This is a genomic window from Rheinheimera sp. MMS21-TC3, assembly GCF_032229285.1.
Lineage (GTDB): Bacteria > Pseudomonadota > Gammaproteobacteria > Enterobacterales > Alteromonadaceae > Alishewanella.
Map to the genome: position 1 here is coordinate 872497 of NZ_CP135084.1, position 14950 is coordinate 887446.

Annotated in this window: 15 protein-coding genes; 9 read left to right on the plus strand and 6 right to left on the minus strand. The window is 39.2% G+C overall.

Features of this window, described 5'->3' with window-relative positions; genetic code table 11:
• Positions 1-61: 61 nt before the first annotated feature.
• On the minus strand, positions 62-256 hold the full coding sequence (locus RDV63_RS04420; RefSeq protein ID WP_313908314.1) for a hypothetical protein: 195 nt from the start codon (positions 254-256) through the stop codon (positions 62-64).
• A 216-nt stretch (positions 257-472) separates the two neighbouring features.
• Positions 473-1069: a DUF5610 domain-containing protein gene (locus RDV63_RS04425; protein WP_313908315.1), complete on the minus strand. Its 597-nt coding sequence runs from the start codon at positions 1067-1069 to the stop codon at positions 473-475.
• 207 nt (positions 1070-1276) lie between these two features.
• Here RDV63_RS04425 and RDV63_RS04430 point away from each other — a divergent pair, with 207 nt between their 5' ends.
• Entirely contained in the window at positions 1277-1435 is a 159-nt protein-coding gene (locus RDV63_RS04430; RefSeq protein WP_313908316.1) for a YqaE/Pmp3 family membrane protein, read from the plus strand.
• A 139-nt stretch (positions 1436-1574) separates the two neighbouring features.
• Here RDV63_RS04430 and RDV63_RS04435 read toward each other — a convergent pair whose 3' ends face one another.
• Both RDV63_RS04435 and RDV63_RS04440 read right to left on the minus strand, forming a co-directional pair.
• A complete protein-coding gene (locus RDV63_RS04435; protein ID WP_313908317.1) occupies positions 1575-4205 on the minus strand; it encodes a M14 family zinc carboxypeptidase in 2631 nt (876 codons plus the stop codon).
• Positions 4206-4594: 389 nt separating this feature from the next.
• Entirely contained in the window at positions 4595-5185 is a 591-nt protein-coding gene (locus RDV63_RS04440) for a DUF5610 domain-containing protein (RefSeq protein WP_313908318.1), read from the minus strand.
• A gap of 156 nt (positions 5186-5341) precedes the next feature.
• Here RDV63_RS04440 and RDV63_RS04445 point away from each other — a divergent pair, with 156 nt between their 5' ends.
• Genes RDV63_RS04445 through RDV63_RS04460 form a run of 4 tightly spaced genes read left to right on the plus strand, consistent with a single transcriptional unit; the run spans position 5342 to position 7717 of the window.
• Positions 5342-5692 carry a DUF6677 family protein gene (locus RDV63_RS04445; protein ID WP_313908319.1) on the plus strand — a complete coding sequence of 117 codons (351 nt, stop codon included), beginning with the start codon at positions 5342-5344 and terminating at the stop codon, positions 5690-5692.
• Between the two features lie 17 nt (positions 5693-5709).
• Entirely contained in the window at positions 5710-6147 is a 438-nt protein-coding gene (locus tag RDV63_RS04450) for a hypothetical protein (protein ID WP_313908320.1), read from the plus strand.
• A gap of 29 nt (positions 6148-6176) precedes the next feature.
• The gene (locus RDV63_RS04455; protein ID WP_313908321.1) at positions 6177-6659 is read left to right on the plus strand and encodes a GNAT family N-acetyltransferase; all 483 of its coding nucleotides are present in this window, start codon (positions 6177-6179) and stop codon (positions 6657-6659) included.
• Between the two features lie 29 nt (positions 6660-6688).
• Complete coding sequence (locus tag RDV63_RS04460; RefSeq protein WP_313908322.1) at positions 6689-7717, plus strand: DUF2157 domain-containing protein; 1029 nt, start codon at positions 6689-6691, stop codon at positions 7715-7717.
• 49 nt (positions 7718-7766) lie between these two features.
• On the opposite strand, the gene RDV63_RS04465 is transcribed toward RDV63_RS04460, so the two are convergent.
• Positions 7767-8207: an Rrf2 family transcriptional regulator gene (locus RDV63_RS04465; RefSeq protein WP_313908323.1), complete on the minus strand. Its 441-nt coding sequence runs from the start codon at positions 8205-8207 to the stop codon at positions 7767-7769.
• Between the two features lie 103 nt (positions 8208-8310).
• Here RDV63_RS04465 and RDV63_RS04470 point away from each other — a divergent pair, with 103 nt between their 5' ends.
• From RDV63_RS04470 to RDV63_RS04485, 4 genes are all read left to right on the plus strand, one after another.
• Positions 8311-8532, plus strand: a complete 222-nt coding sequence (locus RDV63_RS04470; protein ID WP_313908324.1) for a hypothetical protein — start codon at positions 8311-8313, stop codon at positions 8530-8532.
• A gap of 373 nt (positions 8533-8905) precedes the next feature.
• A complete protein-coding gene (locus RDV63_RS04475) occupies positions 8906-9481 on the plus strand; it encodes a porin family protein (RefSeq protein ID WP_313908325.1) in 576 nt (191 codons plus the stop codon).
• A gap of 270 nt (positions 9482-9751) precedes the next feature.
• Positions 9752-10186 (plus strand): GAF domain-containing protein, encoded by a 435-nt coding sequence (locus RDV63_RS04480; protein WP_313908326.1) that lies wholly within the window; start codon positions 9752-9754, stop codon positions 10184-10186.
• Between the two features lie 93 nt (positions 10187-10279).
• A complete protein-coding gene (locus RDV63_RS04485; RefSeq protein ID WP_313910383.1) occupies positions 10280-13447 on the plus strand; it encodes a PAS domain-containing protein in 3168 nt (1055 codons plus the stop codon).
• Positions 13448-13548: 101 nt separating this feature from the next.
• On the opposite strand, the gene gorA is transcribed toward RDV63_RS04485, so the two are convergent.
• Positions 13549-14904, minus strand: coding sequence for a glutathione-disulfide reductase (gene gorA / locus RDV63_RS04490; protein WP_313908327.1), 1356 nt, complete (start codon positions 14902-14904; stop codon positions 13549-13551).
• Positions 14905-14950 lie beyond the last annotated feature (46 nt).

Consider the following 14950-nt stretch of genomic DNA (forward strand, 5'->3'; position numbering starts at 1 on the left):
AACTAAGCAAAGGCCCAGCAAGTGCTAAGACACGGATAGGATTATCGTTGCATTGCCTAGCTTAGTCGGCCTGAATATGCTCGGCACCTGTTTGTGACCAACCAGCGGGATAGCGCATTAGAATAGAACAAGCACCATCTTCAGGGTTACGACTGAGCATTTTGTACTCAACATTAGGCCTAGCTAAGCCACCACCAATACGCTGCCACGGCAATTGCTGTGACTGAATAAATTCAATATAACCGCGTTGTGGCATAATATATGTCCCTAATAAATTACTGACAATTTAGTGTACAAGTAACTAAGGTAGTTTCATTGATAAGAATCAAATAAGTTATATTTAACTAAGTGAATTTCTCTATTGGCCGATTAGCAGAGCGTTTAAACGTAATGAATTTAATAAGATAAGAATGTAAAAAGAAATACCTCAATATTAACGCGGATATTTCTTTTTATAGTTGATTAGGGGTGGCTATTCTGCATTTTTGCTATCATTTTGCGGTGGATTGGCTGCCAGCTCTAACATTTTTTCACGAAAGCTACTTAGACCTTTCATCACTAAACCATAGGTTTTGTCTACGCCGCTTTCAACTTCGCCTTCATAGACTTGTAAGCCTTTTAGAATATCTTTTGCATCGGCAAAACCTTTTTCAATGCCACCGCCAATAACTTTCAAAAAGTTATCTAGATTTTCTTCTTCAGATTTGCCCGGGTTTTGCTCTTTATATTTGCCATAAAATGCAGTAGCAAAGCCAACAATACGCTCTGCCGTGGCTTCGGGTGAAGTATCAATGCCAGAGTCATATATTTTTTGCGCAGCATTAGGCCCCAATATCGGTTCAAGTTCAGCATTAATACCTTCTAATGCTGTTTTGTATAACAAGCTTAATGAGTCGTTGTTACTACTTAATGATACTTTTTCAGCTGCACGCATTATTCCTAGGTTATTAGCCTGTTTTAATTGATCAGCTTGATATTTAATTTGTTTGTTTTCATCGGCTTTAACGGGGGTTGCGTTAGGTTTTGTTGCGCCGATAGTGGATGTATTACTACCTGAAGTAATAGACATAATTTAGCTCCTGCAAAGCCGAGATTAGTTTAGTATTAATCAGGTTATCGGTTGCATGAAATAAAACTTTAATTTTTATTTAGATTAATTTTCATTAAATCACCCATCATTCACATTTATTCCACTAAGCTATTAATTGAGTAGACTAAATATACAGTGCTTATATAAATTCTAGCCAATTAAAAATTAAAAAAAGAGGAACTCATCATGGATAAAGTTTTATTAATTGTACTGGCACTTTTATTGCCACCGGTTGCTGTTTTATTAAAGGAAGGCGTTGGTAAGCAACTCTTAATTAATATTGTTTTGTGCCTGCTATTTCTGTTTCCAGGAATAGTGCATGCGCTTTGGGTCACAACAAAATAGTCTTAATTGACCAAAATTAAAAAGTAAACGAAAGGTCTGATATCGAGAATTTTTTAGCGCTTAAATTCATCCTTGTTAATGTATCTAGCCCTATACTAGGGCTAGTGTTTGCCTATTACGTTTAAAGTTATGGTTCAAATTAGCGTACAGGTGAGGCGTGTGCTGCTCCTCGGAAAATAGCGTTTAACAATAAAACAAATTGGCCATGTTGGTAAGCGCGTAAATTTGGCTCCTGAGTAAAGCTAATGACTAGTCCTTTATGTTCTGGTTGAACCAATAAGTATGGACGACCTGCCAATTGCTGACGATTTTCTGCCCATAAATGACCGCTAGCGACTAAGTTATCTGCATCAGCAAAGTTAATAACATTACGTCCTTTAGAGATAGGCAAAGCGGCATAAGTCTCTGTGCCAATATAGTTGGTGAAAAGTTGCTCTGGTACACCTGCAGTTAGCCAATGTTCTTGATCTACCGTGCTGCGTGCAATGATGCCAGGCACGCGATCAAAAGTGTTTTCTTTAGCTTCGTTTAGGGTGCTGATTAAGCTACTTTGTAACAAAGGTTTTTTACCTGACACGGCGAAGCCGGTTGCATTGCCAAGGGTAATGATTACACCACCTTTTTTCACCCAATCCCGCAGGTTTTCTCGGCCTGGTTCGCCTAATGCTTTTTCATAGGCTCCAGCTTGATTCGTTGCTGGCAAAATAATGACTTGATAAGCCGATAAGTCTGCATTTTGTAGCTGACTAGAGCGAATAGCGGTTGTTGGGTAGTTAAATTCACGCTCGATAATGAAACGTGTGCTGCCGGCACTAAGAACACTCGTGGGCTCATCCCATAAAACGGCCACTTTAGGAGCCAATACTGGAGTAAATGCACGCGAGCCAATACTAGGTCCGCTTGTAATCCAGCTATTCGCTAATGGCTCGATATTAGCGCCAGACTGTTCTGCTAACTTGGTTAAGCGCTCGGTTAAATTTGCCGGATTTGCGGCTCGTGAAAACACTAATGTGCCGGCTGGGAATTCTCTGCCGTCTTGGTGTTTAAAGCTACTGTCCGCGCTGCGTAATGACAAACCTTCGCGTAAGGCTGCGGTTAATAACCGACCAGCATTCATATCGCCCCAACGAACAATATAACCATAAGTTGCATCACCTGGTTGAATAGTGCCCGACAGAATACGTTTGCTACCTACTAAATCAGCACTAACACTCACGGTTTTGGTGCAGGTTACTAAATCTAAGTTATACAAATGCGGTAATGACCAAGCGGTAACATCGTAAATTTGTGGCCGTAAGTTATTCGCTCGCAAACGCTCTTGTTCAGCCAAAAATTTAGGATCTAAAGGTACGTCTGCATCAAGTAACGCGCGTACTAAGTGATGGCTTGGTTGAGCGGCGTCAATAACATAAGCACCGGCTTGGTATTGTTTGCCGCAGGCTTGGAAATCTTTACTGGTCTGGCGTACTTCAATGCCTTGCTCGGTTAAAATGGCGGCTAAACGCTGGTGCCCAGCAGCATCACGCTGATTCGGTAAGATGTAAGACTGTACGGCTTGACGTTGACCACCTTTATCTAACGCGCTACGGCGATAGTCATAAAAGTTTTCTAATAATGCTTGGCGATTATTGGCAACATTTTCAATACTGGATAAATAAGCAACGAAATTACGTTGTACGCCATCAGCATAAGTTAAAACATCACCTCTTTGGGTGGTAAAGTGATGGCCCCGCGCCGACGCCATTTCATAAGTAGTAGCTAAACTGCCAGAGTAGTTTGGCCAGTTGCCACCATAGCCTGGATAAAACAGATCAAAAATTTCCGCGGTAAAGTAATCATAGCCAAAGCGATCAAACCAACGGCCATTATTCTTACCTAACCTAGTTAAACTATTGCGTTGATTGGGAGTAACCAGCGGATTTAAAGGCTCGGCTGATGGAGCAAAAAAGAAAGTGGAGTCGCCACCCATTTCATGTGAATCAATAAAGTGTAAAGGTAAGGCTTTTAGAAAAGCAGCGACTTTGCCACGCGTTTCTGGTTGGGTTAATGCAAACCAATCACGGTTTAAATCAAATAAATAATGGTTAGTACGGCCATTGGGCCAAGCTTCATTATGCTCTGCTGATAAGCGGTCAGATGAAGGTTCTATTCCTACTGTTGAATAATAACGGCTAACAAAGCGGGCGCGGCCATCGGGATTTTGCAGTGGGTCTAGATAAATAAGAGTATTGTTTAATAACTGCTGGTTTTCTGTTGCTTGGCTAGCCAGTAAATGCCAAGCCGTCACTAAAGTGGCTTCTGCTGGTGAAATTTCATTACCATGAACACTGGCACCAATCCAAATGCTACCTGGTAACTCTGTAATTAGCTTTTTCGCTGTACTTGCGTTAGTCACTCTAGGATCGGCTAATGCGGCTATTGATTGTTGATGGTCAGCAAGTTTTGCGATGTTGTCTGCAGAAGAAATTACCGCATAAAATAAACGCCGACCTTCCCATGTTTTACCATAATCAAACAGCTTAATTTTATCAGGATGAGCCGCAGCTAAGCTTTCAAAATAGGTGACGATTTGTTCAGGGCTACTGACACGGCTCGCTGCTGGATAGCCTAATATATCTTCTACAGTTGGCGTAGAGTCATATTGTGTGTGCGGCCAATGTGGCACTTCAAGTTGAGGCGTGATTGCCGAATTGTCAGCAAGTGCCAAGTAACTTGTTGACAATAAAGCCAACGTTACTAAAGTGACACTAAAAAACTTACTACCTTGCATATTATTTCCCTTATAAATTTTAAAAAACTAATTGAGCGCCTAGACGTCTAGATGGATGTATCTCATAAAGTAGTAATAAAAGCAAGCAAGTTTATTAAACTTGTCTAGGTCAAAGTGCTTTATGGGCTTTTTAAAAGCTTATTAAATAATCGGTAGTTAATTAATAGGTTAATGGAATAATGACTGTTAACTTATAGCCTAAGACCTAAGTAGAACACTGTTGTTGATTTATTGTTTAGGTTTGGCTTTTATAATAAGTGTTGGTACGGATCAAATGTACTGGATAAAGACTATGTCGGCTCGGTAGTGGTAAATCAGGCAAACGGCCGCTCTTTTGAACCAGCAGCTGGCCGTCAACTTAATTTAGGCTTTAGTGTAGAGCGTTATTTTTAGCCTAAGTTACTGTCTTCTTGTCCAGACTTAGCTGCTTGCTCTAACATTTTTTCTCTGAAACTTGCTAAACCATCCATGACTAAGCCATAGGTTTTATCTACGCCGCTTTCTACTTCACCTTCATAAACTTGCAAGCCTTTAAGAATATTTTTGGCATCAGCAAAGCCTTTTTCAATGCCGCCACCTATCACTTTTAAAAAGCTCTCTAGATTTTCTTCTTCTGATTTACCCGGATTTTGCTCTTTGTATTTACCGTAAAATGCAGTAGCAAAGCTAACGATACGCTCAGCAGTTGCTTCTGGCGAAGTATCAATGCCAGAATCATATATTTTTTGTGCTGCGTTAGTGCCCATTATTGGTTCAAGTTCAGCATTAATACCTTCTAATGCTGTTTTGTATAACAAGCTTAAAGAGTCATTATTACTACTTAACGATACCTTCTCTGCAGCGCGCAAGATCCCCAAATTGTTAGCTTGCTTTAATTCTGCCGCTTGATTTTTAATTGTTTGGCCATTATCAGCTTTATTAGGGGGGGTAGTCTGTTTAGTTACGCCAGTTATTGGTGTATTGCCTGTTGTTATTGCCATAATTTGCTCCTGAAAATCTGATATTAGTATCATACTAGTCATGTTATCGGTTGCTGTGGCTGAAACTTTAATTGTTTATTTTTCGTGCAAATAAAATAATCATGTACACTCGTTAAAACACTAGGTTGTTAGCGTTATTATTAATGTAGGAATAAGATGAATAAATCAGTTAAAGCCCTATTATTATCGGCTTTTTTGTATCCAGGCGCTGGCCACTTTTTTCTTAAAAAATATGTTATGTCAGCAATTTTTGTAGTAGCTTTTTCAATACCCTTGCTGTTTATCTTCAGCAGTATTATAAGTAAAGCCCAACAGATTGCTGAGCAATTGAGCAGTGGGCAAATTCCTTTTGACAGTGCAGCCATTGTCGCGGCCGCAACAGATGCCACAACAGAGCTGGTTAGCAAAGAATTAAGCTTTAATCTGTATATGTTAATAATAATATGGGTTATAGCTATTATTGATGCCTATAGACTTGGCAGCAAAGAAATGAAAAAGCATGCATAAAGTAGGTTAAGTTAATAATGATCAAAAAAGCCTTAGCAACAGAGTGGTGTTTACTACAAAACCAATACGATAGTTATGAAAAACACTCATTATATATAAAAATGCTTAGCATAGTGGTGATGCTAGTGGCTGTGACATTACAGGCTTCAAGTTTTTTTATCGTGCTACTGTTACTGGTATTGTGGTTACAAGACGCGATATGGAAAACCTTTCAGTCAAGAATAGAGCCACGTTTGTTACAGTTGGAACTTTATCTTAAGCTGCCAAGTGAATTAGAACCTAGCCAATTATCAACTAAGGCAGTTTGTGTATTTCAATTTAATAGTGAATACCAAAAAGTTAAGTTAACCGGTTTATTACTTATTAAAGAGTATATTGCTCAATCTGTTCGACCAACAGTGGCTTTTCCTCACTTAGTGTTAATATTACTTTTACTGATTACAAGTGTGTTTTAGCCAAAATAAATTAACTACGGAGCCTTTCATTGAGTGTTGTCATTACAGAAATTAGCCCACAATATGACGCTAAAATTGCTGAGGTAATTAAGCAGGTAGGTGCCGAGTTTGGTGCTATAGGCGAGGGGTTTGGCCCTTCAGATCCGGAAGTAGAAGCCATGAGTCAGCATTATCATGCTTATGATGCTAGCCGCTATTTTATTGCTTTAGTTAATAACAAGGTTGTTGGCGGTAGTGGTATTGCCCCGTTTAATGGCAGCAGTGAAGTATGTGAATTGCGTAAATTGTTTTTACTACCACAGAGCAGAGGGCTAGGTATAGGTAAAACACTGACCGAAAAGTGCCTAGAGTATGCAAAAAGTAGCGGTTATAGCCAGTGCTACTTAGATACTTTACACAGCATGACAACCGCTATAGCCTTATATGAACTGTTAGGATTTAAACATCTACAGCAGCCATTAGCGGGCACTATCCACAACGGCTGTGATGTTTGGATGCTCAAGCAGTTATAATTATATAAATACTAATAATGAGATCAGCTATGAAGGTTACAAGGAAGGTGCTAGGTGATGCTGTTGAGAAGAAAATTATTTCATCTGAACAAGCTGACTCGCTGTTTGTATTTTTACAGAGTCAATCCCAAGATAGCGCAAGGTTTACTTTTACTCATGTCCTGTATTACTTAGGCGGCCTTATTGCTATTGGTGCTATGACACTATTTATGGGGATAGGTTGGGAATCCTTTGGTGGAGGGGGAATTGTATTAATCTCATTGCTTTATGCCGTTATAGGTCTGGTTTTGACTCATATTTTTGCCGCTAAAAATTTAGCTATCCCAGCGGGAATTTGCGCCACTTTTGTGGTCTGCTTAACGCCCTTAGTAATTTATGGTTTACAGCATTGGCTAGGCGTATGGCCAGACCATAGCCAGTATCAAGATTATCATCGCTACGTTCAGTGGCATTGGCTTTATATGGAGCTGGGCACCTTAATTGTTGCTGTTATTGTAGCTTGGAAATATAAGTATCCATTTTTAATCATGCCAATTGCAGTAACGCTATGGTATTTAACCATGGATATTTCGGTAATGATTGCTGGCGATGATTTTTCATGGCAAATACGGCAATTAGTCTCCCTTTATACGGGATTATTAATGATAGGCTTGGCATTTTGGGTAGATATTCGTTCACGTTATAAAGCTGATTATGCGTTTTGGCTATACTTGTTTGGTGTTATTGCTTTCTGGGGCGGTTTGTCTTGGCAGCATTCGGACGATGAGCTATCTAAGTTTTTCTACTTCTGCATTAACTTATTTATGATAGGTATAGGGGTAGTGTTAGTACGGCGAGTTTTTGTTATTTTTGGTGCTATAGGCTGTTGTGGTTACATTAGCTATTTAGCTTATAATGTTTTCAACGATAGTTGGCTATTTCCAATGGTATTAACAGCTATTGGCTTACTGATTATATACTTAGGCATCCTTTGGCAAAAACATGAAAAAGCCATCACAGTTAGGTCGCGTAAATTACTGCCTAGCCCATTAAGAGAGTTATTAGAAAGTAAGCCTTAGCCGTAACTTAAGCATTTCTTAAAGCAGTAAAAGTAATAACTTTTCTGCTTTACTCTGAGAACTCTTGAACAAATATAGCTTGTAGCTGAGACTTATTATCACTGACTAAGTCTGCGACTGTGTATTTACTTAAATGCTCATAAAACAAAACTTTACCTTGTTCTACTATGCCATTTAATTTGCATGCAGGCAGGGCGACACAGCGAGGAGAGTTGCAATCAATCCATTCTTCATCACCTTCTAACTGGCGAATAACAAAGTCTAACTTAATGCTATTTAATGGTTTAGCCAGTGTGAAACCACCATTTTTACCGCGCTTGGTATCAATTAGTTCTAACTTAGCCAAATGATGGACAACCTTATTTACATGGTTGGCTGATAAGTTAAACACTTCACAAATAATGCGTACATTAGTCATGGTTTGCTTTGGTTGGCATGCCAGATACATTAAAACTCGCAGCCCATAGTCGGTATATTTTTTTAATTGCATAGCTTTCTCTGTCTTAGGCTAAAAATTAATCTAAATAACTCTTGAATTTTATCTAATATACATTAATAATGCGCATTATAAATACACATTAGGAATGCGCATTATGAATCCAAGAAAATTACTCGTTACTGCCAATAGTGCCATGGTGATTACCTTAGTGTTATTTTGTGCGGCAGCCTACCTAGCCTGGTTTCAAGATCAAATATTACCACTACGCATTGTCGCTGTGATGCATATGCTACAAATTGTCTTTGCAGGCTTATTTAAATTATCTTATGTATTACGTTTAATTGCCCAAAATCAATTGGGCCAAGTTTTACGTTAAAGCCTAACATTAAACTCAATGCTTTAGGCTATTTTGCTAAGAATAACACGTCATTAGTAATGAGTTGCAGCTAGTTAGCCTGTTTGTTAATAGCTGTAATTTAACTCTAGCTATTAATCTAGGGTTCAGCTATTAACATATGTAACTTATTGTTTTTAATAATTTTTACTATGTAAAAACTACATACTAATAAGCCGACTCTACATACTTATTCTTTATTTTTAACTATAGGGTTATTTAAAAGAAGACAACTAACTATCTGAAATAAATAGGTTAATGGCTATGAATTAGAGCTTGGCATAAAGCTTGTAGTAGCTAAGGTGACACGTTAAGCGATAGCTTGTTACTTATTAATTATATTTCGGAGTTTATAATGAAAAAGTCATATTTAGCTACTCTGGCTGCTGCATCTTTACTGACTACTTCTGGTTTTGCTGCTGCAAATAGTTTTGTAGATAACATGGGCCCTTATGTTGGTGCGAGTTACAGTTTATTAAAAGCAGACGGTGACGAAGATTTTGATAAAGAAGATAATGCGACTAAGTTATTTGTCGGCGCGCAATTTCACCAAATTTTTGCTTTAGAAGCCGGTTATATTGATTTTGGTAATTACGGAAACAGTGTTTTTAATACTGATTTAGACGGATATACATTAGCTATTAAAGCCGGCATTCCATTAGGTGAGCGTTTTACCCTATATGCTCAAGGTGGTAATTTATGGTGGAATGCTGATATAAATGCAACCGATGAAAGTTCTGATGCCGATGGCTCTGACTTTTTCTATGGTGCCGGTATGGCGTTTGCTATATCAGAAAGCTGGCAATTATTACTAGAATACACTCGTGTTGACGTTAAGTTTGATCGCGATGAGATTGGTATTCTTGCTGAAATTGATAGTTTTGATACTAAATTTGATCAAGCCAGTTTAGGGATTAAATATACCTTTTAATCTGTTTTTGCCATAACCATCTTGCTTACAATTAGAACAGGCTGCTTAATAATTAAGTAGCCTGCTTTATTTTAATAGCTAGCTTTTAATTAAGTGTAACAACAAAGTGCATAGTTTGTTTATTATCATAATAGTGTAATTTTCTTTTCGCTTTATTACTAAATTCATTCTAAATTGAACACTTAACTGTAAATATAGCTATATTTATGAGTAAGTTGTTTGTAGTGTAGATATGCATGCACTATTAGATTTATGAACTAAGGTAAAGTTATGCAAGTACCGCCGCTTCCAGAAAATGAACAAGAGCGTTTAAAGGCGTTACGGCGATCAGGTTTATTAGATAGTGCTGCAGAGCAGCGGTTTGACCGTATTACCGCTTTGGTTAAAAGCTTATTTGATTGCGATATTGTTTTAATTTCTCTGGTTGATTCTGATCGGCAGTGGTTTAAGTCTAAACAAGGGTTGGCGTTGGAAGAAACGGAGCGTTGCTTTTCCTTGTGTGCTTATGCCATTTTAAGCAATGATTTAATGTTGATCCCCGATGCGACGAAAGATCCACGCTTTTCAGATAACCCCTTGGTTGTGAACTCTCCCTTTATTCGCTTTTATGCTGGTGTGCCTTTGCAGTCGCCTGATGGTTATAATTTAGGCACTTTATGTTTAATAGATGCTAAATCTAAACAACTAGATAAACAACAGCAATAGGTACTTAAGCAATTTGGTCAATTAGTAGAAAGTGAAATAAAACAAAGCTTTACGATTAGACGAAATTTTGAGCTTGATAATGAACTCAAAGGCATTCTTGCTACAGAAGATAAGTTAAACGCTATTATTGAAACCAATCAACTTGCGACATGGAAGTATAATGTTAAGACTGGGGCAACTATTTTTAATTCGCGTTGGGCTGAAATTGTTGGCTATGATTTAGAAGCATTACAGCCAACTACGGTAAATACCTGGTTGGCTTTATTACATCCTGATGACTATCAGCGCTCAACAGAAGCCTTAGCTAATCATTTTTCCCACAATACTGATTTTTATGACTGTGAAGTGAGGATCCGGCACAAGCTAGGGCACTGGGTATGGGTAAGAGAGCGCGGTAAAGTTATTACTTGGGATGAAAATAAAAAGCCGTTAATTGCCTTTGGTACTTTAGAAGATATTTCAGAACAAAAACAACAACAGTTAGCGCTGCAACTACAGCAAAAGCTTACTGCATTTCAGGCTAGTATTTTATCGTCTAAACAAATTTTTTCTGCTGATCAAGCTTCATGGGCTTATTTTTGTCAGCAAATTTCACAGGAATTACAAGTAGATCGTGTTAGCATTTGGTTACAGCAAGGGGCTAGTAGTTCGTTGGCTTGTCAATTCTTGCAACTTGAAAATGAAACTGGCCACCTTGATCATATTCTTTTATCTAAAGAAGCCTTCCCAGATTATTTTAATGCCCTTGAAACTAATACCTTAGTTGCGGTTACTGACGCTAAACAAAGTGCTGATATGGCCGAGTTAGTCGCCCCTTACCTTATACCCGAAAATATCACTTCTAAATTGGACTGTATTATTATGTCTGATACCGGCGTGGCTGGTATTTTATCGGTGGAAACCACACAGCGACAGCGGCAATGGCATAGTGAAGAGCAGCGCTTTATGCTAACAATGAGCTCTATTGCTAGAACCATTTTGTCTTTTATTACATTAAAACAGTTAAATGATGCCTATCAGCATACTCATACTTTATTAGCGCGAACATCTGAATTAGCTACCATAGGCTTATGGGAACTATCTTTACCTAACTTTGATATTCATTGGGATAAAGTCACGCGGCAAATTCATGAGGTAGACGATGTATTTTCGCCTGAAGCAAGCACGGCGATAGAGTTTTATGTCGCAGGTGAAAACAGAACTCGCATTCAGCAATTACTTGAGCAAAGCATTAATAACAATATTTCATTTGATGACAGCTTTGAAATTATAACTGCTAAGGGGAATAGAAAGTGGGTAAGATCAGTGGGTGAAGCTGATTTTGTCAATGGAGAGTGCCGGCGTGTGTATGGTTTATTTCAAGATATTACCGTGGCAAAACAGTCTTATCAGGCCTTGCATCAGGCCAATACAAATTTAAGCTTAACTCAAGAAAGATTAGATATTGCCTGTCAAAATGCTCGTTTAGGTTTTTGGCAAGCTTGGCCTGAAACAGGTGAACTATGGTGGTCATCTGTAGTGTATCAAATATTTGGTTTTGATGAGGCTACTACTAAGCCTAGCATAGAGTTATTTGAGCAAGCTGTTCATCCAGATGACATTCATATCTTGAAGGCAAGTGAACAAAAAGCTGAAGAGTCAGGTGTGCATGATATAGTTCATCGGATAATTTTACCTAATGGCGAGGTACGCTGGGTACACGAATTGGCTAAATTAGTGGCACAATCAGACAAAGGCTTACCTACTCTTGTTGGCTCGGTGCAAGATATTACGGCAAAAATTATTGCTGATCAGGCCCATCATCGGCTGACATCCTTATTGCAAACAGTGTTAGATGCCGCATCTGAGGTGTCTATCATTGCTATCGATACAGCAGGTGTTATCCAGCTAGCCAATAAAGGCGCTGTGACTATGCTAGGCTATCAAGCTGATGAGCTTATACAGCAGCAATCATTAACTATTTTGCATGACAAAACTGAAGTGACTAATCGCTCTGTAGAGTTAACACAGAAGTATGGCGAGCCTGTATTAGGTGTGGATGTTTTTACTATTGAAGCTAGGCGTTATGGTTTTGAACGTCGCCGTTGGATATATAAATGTAAAGATAGTAGCGAGTTATTGGTGCAGGTTATCGTCACGCCTATGCGTGATGAGCAAGGTAATATCAGCGGTTACCTTTGCTTAGGCCATGATATTACTATGCAAGAGCAGATGAGCTTTGAGCTCAATCAGTTTTTTAATTTATCGCAAAGTTTATTGTGTATCGCCAGCCCTAGCGGCTTTTTTGCTCGGGTTAATAAGGCGTTTACTCAAGTACTAGGCCATAGTGAAGCTGAACTGCTTAGCCAGCCCATTCTCAGCTTTGTTCATCCAGATGATATAACGAAAACCCAAGTAGAATTTGCCAATATTGAGCAAGGTACAGTCTCGGCTAAGTTTAGTAATAGACTACGGCATAAAGATGGCCATCATGTATCCTTAGAATGGTTTACAGCTATAGATCCTGACTCGGGCAAATTATACTCCGCAGCTCAAGATGTAACAGAGCGTTTAAAGCTAGAGCAGTTAAAAAGTGAATTTATATCTACGGTTAGCCATGAGCTGCGAACACCTATTACCTCGATAAGCGGAGCCTTAAGTTTAGTGCTTTCCGGTGTCGTCGGCGAGGTGACAGAGGAGTCGAAAAAGTTATTAAACATTGCTAATAGCAACTGTAAACGGTTAGCCAATTTAATTAATGATTTACTGGATATTGAAAAACTACACGCCGGTAAAATGCAGGTAGAGCTAAAAACACACTGTTTAACTGCACTGTTACAGCGGGCTGTTGAGGAGAATCAAACCTATAGCAAAAAGCAGTCGCTTAAATTGAGCTTACAATTGCCAGCTGAAGCACAAGGCTGGCAGGTGCGTGTTGATGAGTTTCGTTTCTTGCAAATTATGGCCAATTTAATTTCTAATGCGGTTAAGTTTTCTGAAGAAAACAGTGAAGTGATTATTAGTGCTACTTTGCAGCAATCAATGCTAACTATCGCTGTAACTGACTTTGGCTCAGGTATTGCCGAGCAATTTAAAGGCCAGATCTTTGAAAAGTTTTCGCAAGCAGATGCCAGTGATGCTAGAGAAAAAGGCGGTACCGGCTTAGGCTTAGCCTTAAGTAAGCAACTCGCTGAGGCCATGTCGGGTACGCTTAGTTTTGACTCAACCTTCGGTGAAGGTAGCACTTTTTATGTCCATTTTCCGATTGCCAATAAGCAATAACCAAAAATTAAAAAGCAATAAAAATAAAAGAGGTTATTAGCAGCCTAGGCTTAAACCCAAACAGCGTGTTAAGTTGCTGTTTGGGCTAGGCAAAAACGAAATTATCTTAAGGTAACAAATTCTTCAGCGCTAGTGGGGTGTAAGGCCACAGTGGCATCAAAGTCGGCTTTTGTTGCGCCCATTTTCATCGCAACCGCAAAACCTTGCAGCACTTCATCCATACCTTCGCCTATACCGTGTAAACCAACTACTTTTTCGTTATCGCCAGCACAAATTAATTTAAAGCGGCTTAAGGCGCGGTATGCGGTTATCGCGTTATACATGGCGGCAAAATTAGAGCGATACACCTTAATATTAGCCTCACCGTATTCTGCCTTGGCTTCCTCTTCGGTTAAACCAATAGTGCCAATAGTCGGATGACTAAAGACAACAGTAGGAATTAAGCTGTAATCCATATGCGCATTAGGCATATCTTTATTAAATAAGCGCTCTGCAAGTAAGCGGCCGGCTTTGACGGCAACCGGGGTAAGTTGGGCTTCACCGGTAATATCGCCCACAGCATAAATACCATTAACATTGGTATTTTGGAATTTATCGGTACGAATGTAGCCTTCTTTATCGGTGTTAACACCCGCAGCGCTAAGGTTCAGTTTATCGGTGGCTGGCTCACGGCCAATTGCCCAAATTAAGCAATCAACATCGCTAAAGCTAGTACCACTTTCAGTATAAACAGTTAAAGTGCCATCAGCAGCTTTTTCTATCTTAGAAACATTAGTCTGTTTATGTAAATTAAATTTATCTTGAGTCATGCGCTCAAGTAGCATGTCTGTAATGTCTGAATCAAAATTACGTAAGGGTCTGTCGCCGCGTACTAATAAGTGGGTGTCGGTGCCAAGTGCATGTAAAACACCCGCAAGCTCAACCGCAATATAGCCCGCGCCTATTACTAGGGCTTTTTTAGGTTGCTTAGTTAAAGCGAAAAAGCCATCTGAGTCTATACCATGCTCAGAGCCCGGAATATCTGGACGAGTAGGTCGGCCACCAACGGCAATAGTAATATGATCTGCCGTAATACGCTCGCCGTTTACTTCAACAGTATTAGCATCAATAAAAGTAGCAAAACCTTCGATAAATTCGACATTGTTACTGGCGAAGCCTTTATGGTAGCTAGCATGAATACGCTGAATATAAGCTTCACGATTTTTAACTAAGGTAGCCCATGAAAAGTTATTTTGGCTAATATCAAAGCCATAATCACGGCTGTACTTTAAGGCTTCGGCAATATGGGCACCGTACCACATTACTTTTTTAGGTACGCAACCGACATTAACGCAGGTACCACCGACTGCTTTAGCTTCAATTACAGCTGCGCTAGCGCCACGCATAGCGGCACGGTTTGCACTGGCAATACCACCACTACCACCACCGATAGCGAGATAATTAAAATGACGGCTCATATATAGATTCCTTAACGTTAAGATTATCCTTTATTTATAAGGGCTA

What these genes read in the sequence shown, in the direction of transcription:
- RDV63_RS04420 (WP_313908314.1), bottom strand. Translation starts at nt 256, where the DNA reads ATGCCACAACGCGGTTATATTGAATTTATTCAGTCACAGCAATTGCCG.
- RDV63_RS04430 (WP_313908316.1), top strand. Translation starts at nt 1,277, where the DNA reads ATGGATAAAGTTTTATTAATTGTACTGGCACTTTTATTGCCACCGGTT.
- RDV63_RS04450 (WP_313908320.1), top strand. Translation starts at nt 5,710, where the DNA reads ATGATCAAAAAAGCCTTAGCAACAGAGTGGTGTTTACTACAAAACCAA.
- RDV63_RS04440 (WP_313908318.1), bottom strand. Translation starts at nt 5,185, where the DNA reads ATGGCAATAACAACAGGCAATACACCAATAACTGGCGTAACTAAACAG.
- RDV63_RS04425 (WP_313908315.1), bottom strand. Translation starts at nt 1,069, where the DNA reads ATGTCTATTACTTCAGGTAGTAATACATCCACTATCGGCGCAACAAAA.
- RDV63_RS04470 (WP_313908324.1), top strand. Translation starts at nt 8,311, where the DNA reads ATGAATCCAAGAAAATTACTCGTTACTGCCAATAGTGCCATGGTGATT.
- RDV63_RS04480 (WP_313908326.1), top strand. Translation starts at nt 9,752, where the DNA reads ATGCAAGTACCGCCGCTTCCAGAAAATGAACAAGAGCGTTTAAAGGCG.
- RDV63_RS04435 (WP_313908317.1), bottom strand. Translation starts at nt 4,205, where the DNA reads ATGCAAGGTAGTAAGTTTTTTAGTGTCACTTTAGTAACGTTGGCTTTA.
- RDV63_RS04460 (WP_313908322.1), top strand. Translation starts at nt 6,689, where the DNA reads ATGAAGGTTACAAGGAAGGTGCTAGGTGATGCTGTTGAGAAGAAAATT.
- RDV63_RS04445 (WP_313908319.1), top strand. Translation starts at nt 5,342, where the DNA reads ATGAATAAATCAGTTAAAGCCCTATTATTATCGGCTTTTTTGTATCCA.
- RDV63_RS04475 (WP_313908325.1), top strand. Translation starts at nt 8,906, where the DNA reads ATGAAAAAGTCATATTTAGCTACTCTGGCTGCTGCATCTTTACTGACT.
- RDV63_RS04465 (WP_313908323.1), bottom strand. Translation starts at nt 8,207, where the DNA reads ATGCAATTAAAAAAATATACCGACTATGGGCTGCGAGTTTTAATGTAT.
- gorA (WP_313908327.1), bottom strand. Translation starts at nt 14,904, where the DNA reads ATGAGCCGTCATTTTAATTATCTCGCTATCGGTGGTGGTAGTGGTGGT.